A 19,552-nucleotide genomic window follows, 5' to 3' on the forward strand; every position below is an offset into this window, starting at 1 on the left:
GTGGCAAACTCGAAGCTATTAATACGGAAAATTTATGCGCATTCACATATTAGGTATCTGCGGCACTTTCATGGGCGGCTTGGCTATGCTCGCCCGTTCATTAGGTCATGAAGTGACGGGATCGGATGCTAACGTGTATCCGCCGATGAGCACACTGCTGGAGAATCAAGGGATCGACTTGATCCAGGGATATGATCCCGCTCAACTGGATCCTGCACCGGATCTCGTTATCATCGGCAATGCCATGACCCGTGGTAATCCTTGCGTTGAAGCAGTATTGGAACAAGGCATCCCGTATGTATCTGGGCCGCAATGGCTGCATGATCATGTGTTGCCGGGGCGTTGGGTATTAGCCATCGCCGGTACACACGGCAAGACCACCACGGCTGGGATGGTGGCCTGGATTCTGGAAGCTTGCGGTTATGAGCCTGGTTTTGTGATTGGTGGTGTGCCTGGTAATTTCGATGTTTCAGCTCGTTTAGGGAATAGCCCATTTTTTGTCATCGAAGCTGATGAATATGATTGCGCCTTTTTTGATAAGCGTTCCAAATTTGTTCATTACAGCCCAAGAACTTTGGTGATGAATAACCTTGAGTTTGATCATGCGGATATCTTTGATGACCTTAAAGCCATCCAGAAGCAATTCCATCATCTGGTGCGCTTAGTTCCAGGGACGGGCAAAATCATTGTTCCGGATAATGATAATCACTTAAAACAAGTGATGGCGATGGGCTGCTGGAGCGAACAAGAGCTGGTGGGTGAAACAGGTAGCTGGTTTGCACGTAAAGTTGCAGTGGATGCCAGTGTCTTTGAAGTGTTCCTCGACAATGAATTAGTGGGCGAGGTCAGTTGGTCATTGGTGGGTGAGCATAATATGCATAATGGTTTGATGGCCATTGCTGCTGCCCGTCATGTGGGCGTGCTACCGGCAGATGCTTGTCGGGCGCTGGGAGATTTTATTAATGCTCGTCGCCGGTTGGAATTACGCGGTGAAGCCCATGGTGTCACGGTTTATGATGATTTTGCCCATCATCCTACAGCAATTCTTGCGACACTGGCGGCGCTGCGCAGTAAAGTCGGCGGAACAGCACGAATTCTGGCGGTATTGGAACCTCGTTCTAACACCATGAAGTTGGGAATGTGTAGAAACGAATTGGCACCGTCATTAGGCCGAGCTGATGAAGTATTCCTGTTCCAGCCGCAGCATATTCCATGGCAAGTGGTCGAGGTTGCTGAAGCCTGTATCCAGCCAGCGTATTGGAGTGCTGATATTGATACGTTAGTTGATATGGTTGTCAAAACAGCCCAACCAGGGGATCACATTCTGGTGATGAGTAATGGCGGCTTTGGCGGTATTCACGACAAATTATTGAGCGCTTTGAGTCAAAAAGCAGAGCATGAGGCACAGTCTCAGGAATAAGCAGGATAAAAAAAGCCCCCGCATAGCGGGGGTAAAAGGGTTCGTCGGATAGACGACGAGGGATTATTCTGTTGTGGTAGTGATCTAATACATCCGTTAAATCAATATCATTTCCAATGAGTATTCTATTCAATAGCCAGAAAATTCATCCTTGTCTTAATTTTCAACCTATTGAATAAACCATCGAAATATCGAAAACCTAAAATAGAAAGTATGCCCCTTATTACGGGGCATTTACTTTTATTTCTTAAACTTATTTGTAGATCTCAGCAGTGGCATGCCAGTTGTTCTCTTCGCGAGCTTCAATCACTTTGTAAGCTTTAGCGCCCATTGCATCGGCTTTCTCAGACAGTGCCTGGCGAATATCAGAAGGTGCACCATTCAGGCCACTGACGGTAATAGTCCCCATTGGCTGTAAGTTTTCAGTCTGATTTCCACTAATGGAATCAGCTGCAAAAACACCAAATGACAGCGCAGATAAAATGCTCATGGTTGCGATAGTAGTTTTAACTTTCATATTATTGCCTCTATTTATTCTTTTATCACTTCATAGGAAGTGTGATTTACGTCACGAAAATGAGTATACATCTAGTAACTAAGAATATTAATAGCTAGCTAATAATATTTAGCGTCACTTTATCGTGGGTTATTACTTTTTAAGAACCAAAAGGAATAAAAACTGATTAAAAAACAGCAATTTTAAGAAAAAATAGTGTTTTTTCAATGTGATAAGTGTTTTTGACTAAAAGTGCGAAAGAGTATGGTGATTTTGACCAAAAATGGAATAAAAGTAGGGGTATTGAGTGATTTTAAATAGATGAGGCAGTCTGATGCCCTGTTTATTGCGAGATATTTAGGACTAATAAGGTAGAGATGTACCAAATGAGAAAATGCGGCATATAGGCCGCATCTATAAATTCGTGGAGAATTAAAGCTCTTGTTCGAACAAACGGAGGATGGCCTCGTGTAACTGTTCGACAGTGAAACCCCTGGCTGGCGTGGTAAAAATGGTATCGTCCCCCGCAATGCTGCCTAGAATACCTTCCGCTTTACCTAATGAGTCCAGTAGGCGCGCGATCAATTGGGCCGCACCTGGGCTGGTGTTAATCACCACCACCGAATCGTTATAATCGACATCCAATACCAGGTTCTTTAGTGGGCTGCTGGTTGTTGGAACGCCTAATTCAGCCGGTAGACAATAAACCATCTCCATTTTTGCATTACGCGTTCTGACCGCACCAAATTTGGTCAACATGCGCGAAACTTTGGACTGATTAATATTTTCAAAGCCTTCTTCCTGCAAGGCCAAAACGATTTCACCTTGAGAACTGAATTTCTCTTCTTTCAATAACGCTTTAAACGCCTTGATAAGATCTTCTTGTTTGGCGGGGTTACGCATTTTTTATGCCCTGAACAGTCAATAGTGAATAGGATTATTATGCATATAAATGAATTTTTATTCAACATGACTATGGAGTATTGGTGATAAAAGCCCTGATATCAAGGTGTGCTGAAATTCTAACACTAACCGCCTGTTACGATTATGCTAAATCAGCTTTTTTTAACATTAGTGCTGAGTAGCTAAAATGTTATTAAAATGATGTTGTTTTGATGTAAAGGAAGGGTGTAATGTAACCGCCGATTAACCTGTCATGAATACTGCGAGGAATTTTAGAATAATGTGCGCTATATCATTAATGAATAAGCGATTTACTCTAAAATAGACAAACCTTATGCGCCTTTTTGATGCGTGATATCTCAATCTGACTGTTAATAGATTGTGTTTAAAATCGCAATAAATTAAGGTTCGTAAATAGATGAATTCACGGCAAATTTAAATTAAATATAATAAGGAGTATAGGATGAAAGTTGCAGTTCTCGGTGCCGCTGGTGGTATCGGCCAGGCCCTCGCTCTTCTACTCAAGACCCAGCTTCCTTCAGGTTCAGACCTCTCATTATATGATATCGCGCCAGTGACTCCTGGTGTTGCGGTTGATCTGAGCCACATCCCAACTGCTGTTAATATTAAAGGTTTCAGCGGTGAAGATGCTACCCCGGCCCTGAAAGGGGCAGATATTGTTCTGATCTCTGCGGGTGTCGCACGTAAACCTGGCATGGATCGCTCAGATCTGTTCAATGTGAACGCGGGTATTGTTCGTAATCTGGTTGAGCAAATCGCGCGTACTTGCCCGAAAGCATTAATCGGTATTATTACTAACCCAGTTAATACAACCGTTGCTATCGCGGCAGAAGTACTGAAAAAAGCCGGTGTTTACGATAAAAACAAATTATTCGGTATTACAACCCTCGATACCATCCGCTCAAATACCTTTGTTGCAGAACTGAAAGGTAAGCAACCTCAGGATATCGAAGTGCCAGTTATTGGCGGCCATTCAGGTGTGACCATTCTTCCATTGCTTTCACAAATTCCAGGTATCAGCTTCACAGAACAAGAAGTTATTGATCTGACTAAGCGTATCCAGAATGCAGGCACTGAAGTTGTCGAAGCAAAAGCCGGTGGCGGGTCAGCAACTCTGTCTATGGGGCAAGCTGCTGCACGCTTCGGTCTTTCTTTGGTTCGTGCTTTGCAAGGCGAAAGCAATGTTGTGGAATGTTCTTACGTTGAAGGTGACGGCAAGTATGCCCGCTTCTTTGCTCAGCCAATTCTATTGGGTAAAGATGGCGTAGTGGAACGGAAAGATATCGGCAAACTGAGTGCTTTTGAACAACAAGCACTGGAAAACATGCTAGATGTTCTGCATAAAGATATTGAGTTAGGCGAGCAGTTCGTCAAATAAATCAGTGTAGTAGGGGCTATAATAGCCCCTTGAATGACACCATCAACCGCCGATGCAGTTTATTGGCGGTTTTTTTATGCTTCGGTTATAGGCTGTCTTATTCTCACTTTTCGGTCGAGAAGTGCACCGGTTTTTGAGTCAAAATAGCGTGTTGGCCAAATTTCAGAAGGATGTATTTCCAGGCATTCTGCAATCAACCATTCTCCCTTAGGCCAAGGCCGAGTTAGCGCATTAGCAAGCGCGGAAGAGCTTAAACCTGCTTTTCGAGAGACTGCTGCCAGAGTGGTGTCTTTTTTACGTAGTGCCGCAATGATGTCAGCTGGGTGCCAATCAGATTTCCTTAAAATCATCTTTAATCCTTTTTTTTTCTAAGCCGCTGGCGTGTTAGTGATATAAATAACGGTACATTGTTAATCATACGGTGAACAGAAAGTAATCATTTAGAAGTATTCTAACATTTATTTTCTGAAAGATTTTAAATGTTTTCTAAATATTCCTTTTTTGTGTCGTAACGCATATTAGGAAGCAACACCATGAAAAAAGAGTGGTTTGCCGCTAAGGAATTGGCCGGTCTTGATGGGCTACCGTCATCACCACAAGGAGTTAACCTCATGGCTAAACGTGAGGGATGGGAACAGCGCCGCCGCCGTGGTGTTCAAGGCAAGGCTGTCGAGTACCATATTGAAAGTTTACCTCCCACTATACTGAATTCATTACAGTTAAGGGAAGACCCTGCTCAATATACAACAACACGACAGGACCCGCTGGTTCTCTGGGTTGAAGCGTATTATCACTTTACTGAGGCTGAACGTGAGCAAGTCATTACGTTTATTTTTCGTGAGGGCGCTAAAAGCTTGATAGAGCGGTTGACGACAGATTAGTGCAGGGGTTGTTGCCAATGGATAACTCCGGCAATGACACCGGAGTTTCCATATAATTTCTTAAAACGAACGTTGTACGGCGATATGCGCCAAACCTTCTAAAGCCAGGCGATAATCGCTTTCAGGGAGAACCTGCAAAGCAGCAATGGCTTTATCTGCCTCTTCTTCAGCACGCTGGCGGGTATAATCGAGTGAGCCACACTGCTGCATTGCAGCTAATACGGGTTCGAGTAAATGGCGGCCATTACCTTCTTCAATGGCTTGCCGAATCATTGCGGCTTGCTCTGGCGTTCCATTGTGCATTGCATGCAGTAAAGGGAGGGTTGGTTTGCCTTCGTTCAGGTCATCACCGGTATTTTTACCCAAAGTGGTGCCATCTGAACTGTAATCCAGCAGGTCATCGATAAGTTGAAAAGCGGTGCCAAGATAGCGGCCATAATTCTGTAAGGCGAGTTCCTGCTCTTCAGTCGCATCGGATAAGACCGCCGCCGACTGCGAAGCTGCTTCGAACAAGCGGGCTGTCTTGCTGTAAATGACCTGCATATAGTTTTCTTCAGTGATGTCAGGATTATTGCAGTTCATTAACTGCAAAACTTCACCTTCCGCAATCACGTTGGTTGCGTCTGACATCAATGTAAGAACACGCAGCGATTCAAGGCTGGTCATCATCTGGAATGAGCGGGTATAGATATAGTCGCCCACCAATACACTGGCAGCATTACCAAAGGCGGCATTGGCTGTAGCCTTACCACGGCGCATATCTGATTCATCGACGACATCATCATGCAGCAGAGTTGCTGTATGGATAAATTCAATCAATGCCGCGACCGTAATATGTTTAGTGCCTTGATAGCCAAGCGCTCGAGCCACCAAAACCGCGATCATGGGACGGATACGTTTCCCACCGCCACTGATAATGTAATGACCCAATTGATTGATGAGGACAACATCAGAGTTCAATTGATCGAGAATGGTTGTGTTTACAGCCGCCATATCTGGCGCGGTTAAGTCGATAATCTTTTCTAGGTTCATTGTTATATTCAGCTGTTTTTCTCTTTAACTGCGACGAGATTACCGCCCACATTATTACATGACGTTCCCTGAGACCATGATTGTACTTGAAAAATCCATCAAATAAACGAGATGTAAGAAACTGTGCTTTTTTTCTTCTCTTGGGCTGATTATATACTTGTCATTCACTACATTTTTGCGTAGAATTCGCGCCCTATTGTGAATATTTATAGTGCGCTCTGGACTACAAAAGTGGAGTGTGCGGAAAGCGGAGTTTTATATGTACGCGGTTTTCCAAAGTGGTGGTAAACAACACCGAGTAAGCGAAGGTCAAACCATTCGCCTGGAAAAGCTGGACATCGCAACTGGTGAAGCTGTTGAGTTTGACCAAGTTCTGATGATTGCTAACGGTGAAGAAATCAATATCGGCGCTCCTTTAGTTGTCGGTGGCGTGGTTAAGGCTGAAGTCGTTGCTCACGGTCGTGGCGAGAAGATTAAGATTGTTAAATTCCGTCGTCGTAAGCATTACCGTAAGCAGCAAGGTCATCGTCAGTGGTTCACTGATGTTAAAATCACCGGTATCAGCGCTTAAGATTTAGGAGAGCGGATAAATGGCACATAAAAAGGCTGGTGGCTCGACTCGTAACGGTCGTGACTCCGAAAGTAAACGTCTTGGCGTAAAACGTTTTGGCGGCGAAGCAGTTTTGGCAGGCAGCATCATCGTTCGTCAGCGTGGCACTAAGTTCCATGCAGGCATCGACGTAGGTTGCGGCAAAGACCACACTCTGTTTGCTTTGAAAGACGGTAAAGTCAAGTTCGAAGTTAAAGGCCCGAAAAACCGTAAATTTATCAGCATCGAAGCTGAATAAGTTTTTCGCGTCCTGTAAATAGATGTAAGCCCTGCAATTTCGTTGCGGGGCTTTTTACATTTCTGGGTTAACCCCCCTGGTAAAAAATGGATACGAAGCAGCAGGCTGGTTTAGGTATTTTTTTGGCACTAACCACTGCCGTATTCTGGGGTGCCTTGCCGATTGCAATGAAGCAAGTACTCGAGGTCATGGAGCCTTATACCATTGTTTGGTATCGCTTTATGATGGCGGCTATCGGCTTGGGGATTATTCTGGCTTCGCGTCGTCAGTTGCCTTCTCTTAAACTTTTTCGCCAACGTCGCTGGCTAGTATTACTGATAGTTGCGACTTGTGGCTTGCTGGGGAATTTCATCTTCTTCAGCTCATCATTACAATATCTCAGCCCGACCACATCTCAGGTTATCGGGCAACTCTCGCCGGTCGGGATGATGGTTGCCAGTGTGCTGATTTTAAAAGAGCGGATGCGCATCACCCAGGTTATCGGTGCGGTCATGCTGATTTGTGGGCTGCTGTTATTTTTTAATACTAGTCTGCATGAACTCTTTACTCGCATGACTGATTATACCCTTGGCGTGGCATTGGGGGTTTGTGCAGCGGTTGTCTGGGTCAGCTATGGTGTTGCCCAGAAGGTGCTATTAAGGCGTATGGCATCGCAACAAATCTTATTATTGTTGTACACTTTATGTGCAATTGCATTATTCCCATTAGCAAAGCCCGCCGTTATTTTTCAGCTAAATGGGTGGCAGTTTGCCTGTTTACTGTTCTGTGGGGTTAATACCCTGGTTGGTTATGGTGCTTTGGCTGAAGCCATGGCGCGCTGGCAGGCCGCGCAGGTAAGTGCACTCGTCACATTGACGCCGCTGTTTACCTTGTTCTTTTCAATCTTATTGGCGCTGGCCTGGCCAGATATGTTCGCCGCACCATCTCTTAACTTTGTGGGATACGTAGGCGCATTCGTGGTAGTGGCAGGTGCAATGTTTTCCGCAATTGGGCACCGTTGGTGGCCACGTCGGACAGAAATAAATCGGGTTGCTGCGCAAAAATAGCAGCTCGGTGAATGATTTACGGAGAAAGTAAATGAAGTTTGTAGATGAAGCTACAATTTTGGTTGTAGCCGGTGACGGTGGTAACGGTTGTGTCAGTTTCCGTCGCGAGAAATATATTCCTAATGGTGGTCCTGACGGTGGTGATGGTGGTGATGGTGGTGATATTTATCTGCTGGCTGATGAAAACCTCAACACACTGATTGATTACCGCTTTGTGAAGTCTTTCCGTGCTGAGCGCGGTGAGAATGGGCAGAGCCGTGACTGTACCGGTAAACGCGGTAAAGACATTACCATTAAAGTCCCTGTTGGTACTCGTGTACTGGATCAAGGTACTGGTGAGATTGTTGGCGATATGACTCGCCACGGTCAGCGCCTAATGGTGGCAAAAGGCGGTTTCCACGGATTGGGTAATACCCGTTTCAAATCCTCAGTAAACCGCGCGCCTCGTCAGAAAACTATGGGGACGGAAGGCGAAACTCGTGAGTTGATGCTGGAGCTGCTGTTACTGGCTGATGTGGGTATGTTGGGTTTACCTAATGCCGGTAAATCAACCTTTATTCGCGCCGTTTCTGCTGCTAAACCAAAAGTTGCTGATTATCCATTTACCACGCTGATCCCAAGTCTGGGTGTGGTTCGTATGGATCACGAGCAGAGCTTTGTGGTGGCAGATATCCCTGGTCTGATTGAAGGTGCTTCTGACGGTGCTGGTTTAGGTATTCGTTTCCTCAAACATTTGGAACGTTGCCGCGTACTATTGCATTTAGTGGATTTAGCTCCGATCGATGAATCTGATCCGGTAGAAAACGCCAAAATCATTATTAATGAGCTGCAACAATACAGCGAAAACCTTGCCCAGAAGCCACGCTGGCTTGTTTTCAACAAGATTGACCTGGTAGGGCCGGAAGAAGCTGAAGTACGCGCTAAGGCCATCGTAGAAGCTCTGGGATGGGAAGATAAGTATTATATGATCTCAGCTGCGAATCGCGATAACGTGAACGCCTTATGCTGGGATGTAATGAACTTCCTGAACTCACAACCTAAAGCGATGGCTATTGCTGAAAGCGCGCCAGAAAAAGTTGAATTCATGTGGGACGATTATCATCGTGAACAACTGGCTGAAGTGGAAGCTGAAGCAGAATCAGAAGACGACGATGATTGGGATGAAGAAGATGATGACGGCGTAGAGTTCATCTACGAACGTTAAGTTTCCCAGTAGTTGCACGTCAGTGAAGTAGGATGTGAACAAGGGCTGCCATTCGTGGTGGCCCTTTTGTTTGCAAGAGGAGCGCTGGTATTATTAAACTCGTTTAGCTGTGTGTGGTCGCCGGTATCCAGCATTGTGCTCTTAGCCCTGAACGGTCAGAACGATTTTCCAGCGTTAGCCTGCCTTGGTGCAGTTGGGCAATTCGGATCACAATATTCAGCCCTAAGCCGCTGCCGCCGTAGCGTTGGTCCATGCGACGAAATGCCTGCGTCAGTTCACCTGCTTGTTCCTGCTTTATTCCTGGCCCTTCATCCATGACTTGCAACAGAGTCCCCTGTGCTTCAGAAGACAGTTTGACTGAAATTTGACTGCCGACCGGGCTGTAGCGATGTGCATTTTCAACCAGATTACGCAGCATTAAACGCAGCAATGTGGCATCGCCCTGAGTTTGAGCATCAGAGGGGAGTTCCCAACATAGGCTTTGCTGACGCTGAGCACACATTTCTTCCAGCTCTTCTTTCAGTGGCTGTACCACGTTCTCTATCCAATCCAATGTCTGATAAAGGCCACTGGCAAAATTCTGACCTGCCCGCGACAGCATCAATAGCTGTTCAATGGTATGCATCAATAAATCAATTCGGCTGATAAGTGACTTACTTTCAGCAATACCTTGCTGTTCCATTAATTCAAGATGCAGCCGGATACCGGCAAGGGGGGTACGTAGCTCGTGTGCAGCATCGGCGGTAAACAGGCGCTCTTGCGCAATGGTATTGGAGAGTCGGGATAGCAATTGATTAAGGGTAGAAGTCACAGAGACAATTTCTTGCATGTCACTGTTTACGACGACAGGGGTCAGGTTATCTGCGGAGCGCTCAGCCAATTTCTGCTGTAATTGATCCAGTGGTCGAATTATCCAACTGATGGCCCAGAAAGAAAGCAGCAGGGTAATCGTCATCATAATGAGTGACGGTGCAAGCAGTGAGGCTATGGCCTCAGCTATTTCAGTATCAACCCGCTCATTGCGCACTTTGGCGCTCAGCGTTTCATCAACCAAAAAGCTGATTTGCTCTTGGCTTTCATGCCACAACCAAAATGCACTGATTAACTGGGTAATCAGTAATATTAACGCTAACATTAAAATGAGACGACGCCGCATACTGACCATCATAGTGCTTCCAGCCGATAGCCAATACCCCGAACTGTCCGGATCCGATCTTTGCCCAATTTACGCCGCAGGTTGTGGATATGTACTTCCAACGTATTGGAGCCAAGATCGTCATTCCAGGTATACAGATCTTGTTGCAATAACTCACGATTGACGGTTTGACCCGCTCGCATGATTAAACGCGACAAAATCGCAAATTCTTTTGGTGTGACTTCCAGCGGCTGCCCCTGCAAACACACTTGCTGTGTTGATAGGTTGAGGCTCAGGTCATCTTGTTGTATCAGATTGTCACTTTGCCCTTGATAGCGGCGGATCAGCGCTCGTACACGGGCCAATAATTCTGCCAGAGCGAAAGGTTTTATCAGATAATCGTCAGCTCCGGCATCCAGCCCATCAACTCTATCCTCAAGGGCATCACGAGCAGTGAGGATAAGCACGGGTAGCGTGATGTGTTGGCGTCGCCATTGACGCAGCAATACTGCGCCATCCTGATCCGGTAAACCGAGATCGAGAATAACCATGCTGTACTGACTGGAGAGTAACAAACTATGCGCTTGTGCCGCGGTGCCAGCACAGTCGCAGGCATAGCCTCCGCTGGTCAGCGCCATAGCTATCCCTCGTTGCAGTAGTTCATCATCTTCGACAATCAGTAGTTTCATCGTTTTTAGTTGTTCTGATAAATGTCTTTATACAGTCGGCTTTCGAAACGCACCAATGGCGCGCGGCGATTTTTTTGATCTTCAGGTGGCACAGCGTAGCCTGACAAGAATTGCACAAAAGCCATGCGTTGCCCACTGGCGGTAGTAATAAATCCGGCCAAATTGTAGACGCCTTGTAATGCGCCTGTTTTAGCTGAAACTTTGCCGTCAACACCCGCTTCGTGCAACCCACCACGATAGCGTAATGTGCCGTCGTAGCCTGATAATGGCAGCATTGAGATAAAGTTAAGCTCTTGATCATGCTGAGCTATATACTGTAAGGCCTGCATCATGGTTGCCGGTGAAATAAGGTTATGGCGTGATAAGCCCGACCCATCCACGACAATACTGTTCCCCAGATCCACACCTGCTTTTTGTCGCAACACCTGGCGTACCGCATCAGCACCGGCGCGCCATGTTCCCGGCACGCCAAAACGCTGATGACCAATGGTTCTAAATACGGTGTCAGCAATCATGTTGTCAGACTTTTTCAACATGATTTTCAGCAAGTCATGTAACGGCGCTGATTGAGCTTGAGCTAATACGGTTCCAGCGGCATTGGGGGTCGTCTGGCGGCGTAAACTGCCATCAATTTGGATGTCAGCTTTTTTTAATTCATCTTTCAAAATAGCACCGGCATAGCTGGCCCCATTTTGTACTGCAAAGGCCAAAGGCAGCGGTTCACTGCGCTGTGTCAGGCAGCCGGTCAGGGTGAATCGGTTTAATTCACCAGGCACCACATCTAATTCGCAATATTGCGCATCAGGCGAACCTTTGGCTAAGGTGCGAACTTCACTAAACATCTGCACCGGGTAATAAGATGCGACTCGGATAAATGCCATGTCACCTGGATTCGGTGCGCTATAAAGAGAGACAGAAAAACAGTTACGATCGACAATCGCGGCCGCAGGCGGCGCACTAAAGCACTGTGTCATATCGTTCCACGGCCAACCTGGAGCTTTGTCATGGCTGGCAAACACCGACGTATCAATAATCAAATCACCGGCGATTTGTTTTACACCCGATTTTCTTAATGTCGCCACCATATTACGCAATTGCTGGCGTGTTAAAGTGGGGTCGCCATCAAAACGTGCGATCAAATTGCCACGTAAAATCCCATCACTAATCGTGCCGTGGCTTTCTAATGTGGTATTGAAGCGAAAATCTGGCCCAAGCTGCAATAATGCCGCCAGCGCAGTCAGGACTTTTTGCGTACTGGCAGGTAATGCCATCTGCTGAGCGTGATAGTCTATTGCTGGGGTTGTGGCCCCGATTTTTTGTACGACTAACGCAAGATTTGCCCCATCAGGCAGATATTGTGTGTAATTCTCAACCTGAGCCGCATTGGCATTAGATATGCTGATATTGATCGCAATAGCACAGGCCAATCCACTGACAATTCGTGAAAAATGCATAATTTCGGTATAACTGCTGAATAACGTGTTGCCATACTACGGTGCAACGAGGGCGAAAGTAAACGATGACCCTAAAGGAACTCTACGTTAAAATGCATATCAAAATGCAAAATTGATCCTGACTTGGGGTTTTGGCTCCGGGGTGATTTTTTTTGTTTATCGCCTGGAGGCGGGTAGGGCATCAAACTAGCCGTATTTTCATTCGAAAACGTTAGGATGACGGTTTTTTGAACAGGATAGATTTAGAGGTATTTAAAAGATGAAACAGATTCCGATGACGGTAAATGGCGCAGAGAAACTGCGCGAAGAGCTGGATTATTTAAAAGGCGTTCGCCGCCCTAAAATTATCGCTGATATCGCCACTGCCCGTGAGCATGGTGATTTAAAAGAAAATGCAGAATATCATGCAGCCCGTGAGCAGCAAGGGTTCTGTGAAGGTCGTATTCAAGAAATAGAAGCGAAGCTTTCTAATGCGCAGGTGATTGATATCACTAAAATGCCAAATAATGGCCGCGTTATTTTTGGTGCCACTGTACGTGTATTAAATGTGGTTTCTGAAGAAGAGCAGCAATACCGGATTGTAGGTGATGACGAGGCTGATTTTAAACAAAATCTTATTTCAGTTAACTCACCTATTGCTCGTGGCCTGATTGGTAAAGAAGTCGATGACGTGGTTGTTATTCGTACTCCAGGTGGCGAAGTAGAATATGAAATTCTTACCGTAGATTATGTGTAATACTTGTTCATCTGAATAGTAAGTACACATTGTTTATAAAAAATGAAGTTGTAAAGAAAAGTAAAAGGCCGCTTGCGGCCTTTTATCAGAACAAAGTGCATGGCACCTTTTCTCTAAAACAAGCGTCATTAACGCGGTAAAATAATTTTGCGCTCTTTTGCTGGGCGATAGAGCACTAAAATATTACCGATGATTTGGACGTTAACGGCACCGGTCTCACGCACGATGGCATCAGCAATTAGGGCTTTGGTTTCACGCTCTTCTGCAGTGATCTTCACCTTGATAAGTTCATGATGTTCCAGCGTTTGTTCGATTTCAGCCAGCACCCCTTCGGTTAACCCGTTGTTGCCCAGCATCACTACTGGCTTTAACGGATGGGCCAGGCTTTTCAGGTGTTGTTTTTGTTTGTTATTCAGATTCATCGTCTTTTTTGCTTAAGTTGGGATTGAAAACGGTTCATTCTACCGCCATCTCATGTGTATCACCAAATCGGTCTACGCCGAGAGGGAGTTTACGCGAGCTAAGCAAGAGATGCGCGGGCTCTTAATTAAGATAGTTGGAAAAAGAGATGTCTAATAAAAAGCGTTCGGCTAGCTCCAGTCGCTGGTTACAAGAACACTTTAGCGATAAATATGTCATTCAGGCACAGAAAAAGGGGCTACGCTCCCGCGCCTGGTTTAAACTTGATGAAATACAACAGAGCGATAAGCTTTTTAAACCGGGTATGACTGTGGTCGATTTAGGCGCAGCACCTGGTGGTTGGTCCCAATATGTTGTAACCCAGATCGGTGGTAAAGGGCGGGTCATCGCATGTGATCTTCTACCAATGGATCCTATCGTTGGTGTCGATTTCCTTCAGGGCGATTTTCGTGATGAACTGGTTCTGAAAGCTTTACTTGAACGTGTTGGGGATAAAAAGGTTCAGGTGGTCATGTGTGATATGGCCCCGAATATGAGTGGTACTCCGGCCGTCGATATTCCTAAATCAATGTATCTGGTTGAATTAGCTTTAGATATGTGTCGTGATGTACTTGCACCAGGCGGAAGTTTCCTGGTGAAGGTGTTCCAGGGAGATGGCTTTGATGAATACCTACGGGAAATTCGCTCCCTGTTTACGAAAGTTAAGATTCGTAAGCCAGACGCTTCTCGTGCGCGATCGCGTGAAGTGTACATTGTAGCGACAGGGCGGAAACTGTAGTACCCTAACGCTGTTTGTTAACACAGTTGTAATATGAGGTTAATCCCTTGAGTGACATGGCGAAAAACCTAATTCTCTGGTTAGTTATTGCAGTCGTACTGATGTCTGTATTCCAGAGCTTTGGACCCAGCGAATCGAATGGCCGTAGAGTGGATTACTCTACTTTCATGTCCGACGTAACCCAAGATCAGGTTCGTGAAGCACGTATCAATGGACGTGAAATTAACGTTAGTAAGAAAGATAACAGCAAATATACGACTTTCATTCCGGTCAACGATCCAAAGCTGTTAGATACCTTATTGACTAAAAATGTGAAAGTTGTTGGTGAGCCACCGGAAGAGCCGAGCTTGCTGGCCTCTATCTTTATTTCTTGGTTCCCAATGCTGTTGCTGATTGGGGTCTGGATCTTCTTTATGCGTCAAATGCAGGGCGGCGGTGGCAAAGGGGCAATGTCCTTTGGCAAGAGCAAAGCCCGAATGCTGACAGAAGATCAGATAAAAACTTCTTTTGCTGATGTGGCGGGTTGCGACGAAGCAAAAGAGGAAGTCAGTGAATTGGTTGAGTACTTACGTGAGCCAAGCCGTTTCCAGAAACTGGGCGGTAAAATTCCGAAAGGCGTATTGATGGTCGGCCCTCCGGGGACAGGTAAAACCTTGCTGGCGAAAGCCATTGCAGGGGAAGCTAAAGTACCATTCTTCACCATCTCGGGTTCTGACTTCGTAGAAATGTTCGTTGGTGTGGGTGCATCCCGTGTCCGTGACATGTTTGAACAGGCTAAAAAAGCCGCGCCTTGTATCATCTTTATCGATGAAATTGATGCGGTAGGCCGTCAGCGTGGTGCAGGTCTGGGTGGCGGTCATGACGAACGTGAACAGACACTGAACCAAATGCTGGTTGAGATGGATGGCTTTGAAGGCAATGAAGGCATCATCGTCATCGCGGCAACTAACCGTCCAGACGTTCTTGACCCAGCGTTACTGCGTCCGGGCCGTTTCGACCGTCAGGTTGTGGTTGGTTTACCGGATGTACGTGGACGTGAACAGATTCTGAAAGTCCACATGCGTCGCGTACCACTAGATATCGACATTGATGCTTCTGTTATCGCTCGTGGTACACCAGGTTTCTCTGGTGCTGACCTGGCCAACCTGGTCAACGAAGCCGCACTGTTTGCCGCTCGCGGTAACAAGCGCGTCGTTTCCATGGTTGAGTTCGAGAAAGCGAAAGATAAAATTATGATGGGTGCGGAACGTCGCTCCATGGTAATGACAGAAGCGCAGAAAGAATCAACGGCATACCATGAAGCAGGGCATGCGATCATTGGTCGCCTGGTGCCTGAACATGACCCAGTACATAAAGTGACCATTATTCCTCGTGGTCGTGCATTGGGTGTGACATTCTTCCTGCCGGAAGGTGATGCAATCAGCGCCAGCCGTCAGAAACTGGAAAGCCAGATCTCGACTTTGTATGGTGGTCGTCTTGCTGAAGAGATCATTTATGGCCCGGAAAAAGTCTCTACCGGTGCTTCGAATGATATCAAAGTGGCAACGTCTATTGCGCGTAACATGGTGACTCAGTGGGGCTTCTCCGAGAAACTGGGGCCGTTGCTGTATGCTGAAGAAGAAGGCGAAGTATTCCTTGGCCGTTCAGTGGCGAAAGCCAAGCATATGTCCGATGAAACCGCGCGTATTATCGATCAGGAAGTTAAATTACTTATTGAGCGTAACTACCAGCGTGCACGTAAATTGCTGTTAGAAAACATGGATGTCCTTCATTCCATGAAAGATGCGCTGATGAAGTATGAAACTATTGATGCACCGCAGATTGATGACTTGATGAATCGCAAAGAAGTTCGCCCGCCAGCGGGTTGGGATGATGCGAACAAGACTAAATCAACGGACAACGATAGTACGCCAAAGGCACCTACGCCGGTTGATGAGCCACATACACCAACGCCAGGCAATACGATGTCAGAACAATTGGGCGATAAGTAAGTCTACTGTTGGCATCTATACTCTAAATAATTCGAGTTGCAGGAAGGCGGCAAGTGAATGAATCCCGATGAGTTGACGCCAGTCAATGATTCGGGTGACAAATCTGCTGGGAGCAGATTTGAACGCTGCTTGCAGTGGCCTCAACGAGGCGAGGCCCATGGACGGGCCGAGTAACGAGAGCAGCTAACGCACATGCAGCTTGAAGTATACCGAGTATAAAGCGTTGTGATTAATATAAACCTCGGGCTTGCCCGGGGTTTTTCTTTTTCTATGATATAGAATCGAAGTGAATTGCCACTTTAAGGCGCGAACGCATGCATTTAACGGCCAGAGATCTGGTTTTGGATCTCACTCGCCCACAAGTAATGGGTATCTTGAATGTCACACCGGATTCATTTTCAGATGGTGGGCGTCACAATAATCTTGATAAAGCATTACAACACGCCGAACGGATGTTATCAGCCGGTGCTACGCTGATTGATATTGGCGGAGAATCTACCCGCCCAGGCGCTACTGAAGTCAGTGAACAAGAAGAACTTGATCGGGTCGTGCCTGTGGTAGAAGCGCTGGCGAAACGTTTTGATGTTTGGTTATCTGTCGATACATCTAAAGCGGCGGTTATCACCGAGTCGGCTCGTGCGGGCGCTCATCTCATCAATGATATTCGTTCGTTGCAAGAGCCTGGTGCACTTGAAGCTGCGGCTAAAACTGGGTTACCGGTGTGTCTTATGCATATGCAAGGGCAGCCACAGAGTATGCAGCAGTCCCCTCATTACGATGATCTGATGGCCGATGTAAATCAGTTTTTTAAGCACCATATTGACCGCTGTATTGCGGCTGGTATCGCAAAAAGTAAATTGTTACTCGACCCAGGCTTCGGTTTCGGTAAAAATCTGGCGCATAATTATCAGCTACTGGCACGCTTGGCCGAACTTCACCATTTTGAGTTGCCACTTTTGGTCGGGATGTCACGAAAATCAATGGTCGGTCAGCTACTGAATGTTCCGCCACAACAGCGGGTTATTGGTAGTGTGGCTTGTGCTGTTATTGCCGCCATGCAAGGTGCACAGATTGTCAGGGTGCACGATGTCAAAGAAACTGTCGAGGCGATGCGAGTCGTCGAGGCAACACTTTCAGCGAAGGGATGAATAAAAATTATGAGCGACCGTAAATACTTTGGTACAGATGGCATTCGCGGCAAAGTGGGTGACAGTCCGATTACGCCAGATTTTGTATTAAAGCTCGGCTGGGCCGCCGGAAAGGTTCTGGCTCGACATGGTTCTCGTAAAATTATTATTGGTAAAGATACACGTATTTCTGGCTACATGTTGGAGTCTGCACTTGAAGCTGGCTTGGCTGCTGCTGGGCTATCTGCCTCATTTACCGGCCCTATGCCGACGCCTGCGGTTGCTTACCTGACGCGAACTTTCCGTGCAGAAGCCGGTATCGTTATTTCTGCCTCTCATAATCCTTTCTATGACAATGGCATCAAGTTCTTCTCAATTGATGGCACTAAATTGCCTGATGATGTGGAAGAAGCCATTGAAGCCGAGATGGAAAAACCACTCACTTGCGTAGAGTCTGCGGAACTGGGTAAAGCTAACCGCATTGTGGATGCTGCGGGCCGCTATATTGAATTTTGTAAAGGGACATTCCCGAGCGAGCTCAGTTTGAATGAGCTGAAAATTGTGGTCGATTGCGCCAATGGGGCGACTTATCACATTGCGCCAAGTGTATTACGTGAGCTAGGGGCAACCGTGATTACCATTGGCTGTGAGCCAGATGGTATGAACATTAACGAAAAATGCGGTGCTACAGATGTCCGTTTGCTGCAAGAGCGTGTTCTTGCAGAGAAGGCAGATGTTGGCCTTGCCTTTGATGGTGATGGTGACCGGCTGATGATGGTCGATCATTTGGGTAACAAGGTTGATGGTGACCAAATCCTCTACATTATTGCCCGTGAAGGTTTGCGTCAGGGTCAACTGAAAGGCGGTGCTGTCGGCACTTTGATGAGTAATATGGGGCTGCAATTAGCCTTGAAAGAGCTGGGTATCCCATTTGTTCGCGCCAAAGTAGGCGACCGCTACGTGTTGGAAGCTATGCAGGAAAAAGGCTGGCGTATTGGGGCTGAGAACTCCGGTCATGTGATCCTGTTGGATAAAACCACCACCGGTGATGGTATCGTTGCTGGCCTGCAAGTGCTGACAGCAATGGTGCGTAACCATATGACCTTACATGATTTGTGCAGCGGTATGAAATTGCTACCACAAATCCTGGTGAATGTGCGTTTCTCCGGCGATCATAATCCGCTGAAATCAGAGAAAGTCGAAGAAGTTACCCGTCAGGTTGAAAAAGAACTGGGTGATCGTGGTCGTGTCCTGTTACGTAAATCAGGTACTGAGCCATTAATCCGAGTGATGGTTGAGGGCGATGACGCAGAATCAGTGATTGCAGAAATGGCCAATCGGATTGCTGATGCTGTGAAAGCCGCAGGTTAATGACTTTTTTGATGAGGGAGAGGCTGCTCTCCCCTGTAAATTACACTGAAGTTGAATAACTTGGCGTTTTTTTCTGCAAATGAACCCATGTAATGAAATTGCCCTTGCGTGTATTAGACGCTTTGGTTAGTATTCACACCCGCTTAAGTGGGTGAATAAGTCCCCGCTTGATGGGTGAGAAGCATTTGGCATGCGGTGAACCCGCAAGGATACAGGTACAACTATGTACGAAGCTCTTCTGGTTATTTTCTTGCTGATTTCGATTGGGCTAGTTGCTCTGATCATGTTACAGCAAGGCAAAGGCGCGGATATGGGAGCCTCATTCGGAGCAGGTGCTTCTGCAACTCTGTTCGGTTCGAATGGTTCCGGTAACTTTATGACCCGTATGACGGCTGTATTGGCGGCGCTGTTTTTCGTCATTAGCTTAATTTTGGGTAATATGAGCACCAACCAGGGCAATAAAGGCAGCGAGTGGGAAAATCTGGGTCAGCCAGCAAAAGCTGAGCAGACTACAGCACCAGTAGCGCCGACTAAGCCGAGTAGTGATATCCCGCAGTAATGTTTCAAAAGTAGTAAGTAGTAAGAACGAGAAAGAAAGTTTTAAAGTGGTTGTGAAAACTTA

21 protein-coding genes are annotated in these 19,552 nt (G+C 46.5%); 13 read left to right on the plus strand and 8 right to left on the minus strand.

The window, feature by feature from the left end; all coding sequences use genetic code 11:
- Positions 1-34 precede the first annotated feature (34 nt).
- Entirely contained in the window at positions 35-1,420 is a 1,386-nt protein-coding gene (gene mpl, locus QSV56_RS12365) for a UDP-N-acetylmuramate:L-alanyl-gamma-D-glutamyl-meso-diaminopimelate ligase (protein ID WP_046051707.1), read from the plus strand.
- Positions 1,421-1,673: 253 nt separating this feature from the next.
- Here the strand turns inward: mpl and yhcN are convergent, their stop codons facing one another.
- On the minus strand, positions 1,674-1,937 hold the full coding sequence (gene yhcN / locus QSV56_RS12370) for a peroxide/acid stress response protein YhcN (protein ID WP_019080698.1): 264 nt from the start codon (positions 1,935-1,937) through the stop codon (positions 1,674-1,676).
- A 411-nt stretch (positions 1,938-2,348) separates the two neighbouring features.
- Positions 2,349-2,819: a transcriptional regulator ArgR gene (argR, locus tag QSV56_RS12375; protein WP_004389210.1), complete on the minus strand. Its 471-nt coding sequence runs from the start codon at positions 2,817-2,819 to the stop codon at positions 2,349-2,351.
- A 463-nt stretch (positions 2,820-3,282) separates the two neighbouring features.
- Between argR and mdh the strand changes: the two genes are divergently transcribed.
- Positions 3,283-4,218, plus strand: a complete 936-nt coding sequence (mdh, locus tag QSV56_RS12380) for a malate dehydrogenase (RefSeq protein WP_046051706.1) — start codon at positions 3,283-3,285, stop codon at positions 4,216-4,218.
- 74 nt (positions 4,219-4,292) lie between these two features.
- Here the strand turns inward: mdh and QSV56_RS12385 are convergent, their stop codons facing one another.
- Positions 4,293-4,568, minus strand: coding sequence for a helix-turn-helix transcriptional regulator (locus QSV56_RS12385; RefSeq protein ID WP_301212553.1), 276 nt, complete (start codon positions 4,566-4,568; stop codon positions 4,293-4,295).
- A 183-nt stretch (positions 4,569-4,751) separates the two neighbouring features.
- Here QSV56_RS12385 and QSV56_RS12390 point away from each other — a divergent pair, with 183 nt between their 5' ends.
- Positions 4,752-5,099 (plus strand): DNA-binding protein, encoded by a 348-nt coding sequence (locus tag QSV56_RS12390; RefSeq protein ID WP_019080695.1) that lies wholly within the window; start codon positions 4,752-4,754, stop codon positions 5,097-5,099.
- 60 nt (positions 5,100-5,159) lie between these two features.
- Here the strand turns inward: QSV56_RS12390 and ispB are convergent, their stop codons facing one another.
- A complete protein-coding gene (ispB, locus tag QSV56_RS12395) occupies positions 5,160-6,131 on the minus strand; it encodes an octaprenyl diphosphate synthase (RefSeq protein WP_019080694.1) in 972 nt (323 codons plus the stop codon).
- 259 nt (positions 6,132-6,390) lie between these two features.
- On the opposite strand from ispB, the gene rplU reads away from it, so the two are divergent.
- The 4 genes from rplU to cgtA all read left to right on the plus strand — a co-directional run bounded on the left by rplU (position 6,391) and on the right by cgtA (position 9,229).
- Entirely contained in the window at positions 6,391-6,702 is a 312-nt protein-coding gene (gene rplU / locus QSV56_RS12400; RefSeq protein WP_004699896.1) for a 50S ribosomal protein L21, read from the plus strand.
- A 19-nt stretch (positions 6,703-6,721) separates the two neighbouring features.
- Positions 6,722-6,979, plus strand: a complete 258-nt coding sequence (gene rpmA, locus QSV56_RS12405; protein WP_004699897.1) for a 50S ribosomal protein L27 — start codon at positions 6,722-6,724, stop codon at positions 6,977-6,979.
- A gap of 86 nt (positions 6,980-7,065) precedes the next feature.
- On the plus strand, positions 7,066-8,025 hold the full coding sequence (locus QSV56_RS12410; protein ID WP_019080693.1) for a DMT family transporter: 960 nt from the start codon (positions 7,066-7,068) through the stop codon (positions 8,023-8,025).
- A gap of 31 nt (positions 8,026-8,056) precedes the next feature.
- Entirely contained in the window at positions 8,057-9,229 is a 1,173-nt protein-coding gene (gene cgtA, locus QSV56_RS12415) for an Obg family GTPase CgtA (protein ID WP_019080692.1), read from the plus strand.
- Between the two features lie 103 nt (positions 9,230-9,332).
- Here the strand turns inward: cgtA and pmrB are convergent, their stop codons facing one another.
- Genes pmrB through dacB form a run of 3 tightly spaced genes read right to left on the minus strand, consistent with a single transcriptional unit; the run spans position 9,333 to position 12,507 of the window.
- Positions 9,333-10,394: a two-component system sensor histidine kinase PmrB gene (pmrB, locus tag QSV56_RS12420; RefSeq protein ID WP_046695733.1), complete on the minus strand. Its 1,062-nt coding sequence runs from the start codon at positions 10,392-10,394 to the stop codon at positions 9,333-9,335.
- A complete protein-coding gene (gene pmrA, locus QSV56_RS12425) occupies positions 10,394-11,053 on the minus strand; it encodes a two-component system response regulator PmrA (RefSeq protein ID WP_019080690.1) in 660 nt (219 codons plus the stop codon). Before pmrA ends, pmrB begins: the two co-directional genes overlap by 1 nt.
- 5 nt (positions 11,054-11,058) lie before the next feature.
- Positions 11,059-12,507 carry a serine-type D-Ala-D-Ala carboxypeptidase gene (gene dacB, locus QSV56_RS12430; protein WP_005175403.1) on the minus strand — a complete coding sequence of 483 codons (1,449 nt, stop codon included), beginning with the start codon at positions 12,505-12,507 and terminating at the stop codon, positions 11,059-11,061.
- A 259-nt stretch (positions 12,508-12,766) separates the two neighbouring features.
- Between dacB and greA the strand changes: the two genes are divergently transcribed.
- On the plus strand, positions 12,767-13,243 hold the full coding sequence (gene greA / locus QSV56_RS12435; protein WP_005156286.1) for a transcription elongation factor GreA: 477 nt from the start codon (positions 12,767-12,769) through the stop codon (positions 13,241-13,243).
- A 128-nt stretch (positions 13,244-13,371) separates the two neighbouring features.
- On the opposite strand, the gene yhbY is transcribed toward greA, so the two are convergent.
- A complete protein-coding gene (yhbY, locus tag QSV56_RS12440) occupies positions 13,372-13,665 on the minus strand; it encodes a ribosome assembly RNA-binding protein YhbY (RefSeq protein WP_004389225.1) in 294 nt (97 codons plus the stop codon).
- Between the two features lie 146 nt (positions 13,666-13,811).
- Between yhbY and rlmE the strand changes: the two genes are divergently transcribed.
- The 5 genes from rlmE to secG all read left to right on the plus strand — a co-directional run bounded on the left by rlmE (position 13,812) and on the right by secG (position 19,489).
- Positions 13,812-14,441, plus strand: a complete 630-nt coding sequence (rlmE, locus tag QSV56_RS12445) for a 23S rRNA (uridine(2552)-2'-O)-methyltransferase RlmE (protein WP_005175402.1) — start codon at positions 13,812-13,814, stop codon at positions 14,439-14,441.
- 56 nt (positions 14,442-14,497) lie between these two features.
- Entirely contained in the window at positions 14,498-16,432 is a 1,935-nt protein-coding gene (gene ftsH, locus QSV56_RS12450) for an ATP-dependent zinc metalloprotease FtsH (protein WP_005156284.1), read from the plus strand.
- Between the two features lie 314 nt (positions 16,433-16,746).
- Positions 16,747-17,580 (plus strand): dihydropteroate synthase, encoded by an 834-nt coding sequence (folP, locus tag QSV56_RS12455; protein ID WP_019080688.1) that lies wholly within the window; start codon positions 16,747-16,749, stop codon positions 17,578-17,580.
- A gap of 9 nt (positions 17,581-17,589) precedes the next feature.
- The gene (glmM, locus tag QSV56_RS12460; protein WP_005156280.1) at positions 17,590-18,930 is read left to right on the plus strand and encodes a phosphoglucosamine mutase; all 1,341 of its coding nucleotides are present in this window, start codon (positions 17,590-17,592) and stop codon (positions 18,928-18,930) included.
- Positions 18,931-19,153: 223 nt separating this feature from the next.
- Complete coding sequence (secG, locus tag QSV56_RS12465; RefSeq protein ID WP_004389230.1) at positions 19,154-19,489, plus strand: preprotein translocase subunit SecG; 336 nt, start codon at positions 19,154-19,156, stop codon at positions 19,487-19,489.
- Positions 19,490-19,552: the final 63 nt, after the last annotated feature.

Origin of the sequence: Yersinia sp. 22-579 (assembly GCF_030433455.1) — a bacterium.
GTDB classification, from domain to species: Bacteria; Pseudomonadota; Gammaproteobacteria; order Enterobacterales; family Enterobacteriaceae; genus Yersinia; species Yersinia enterocolitica.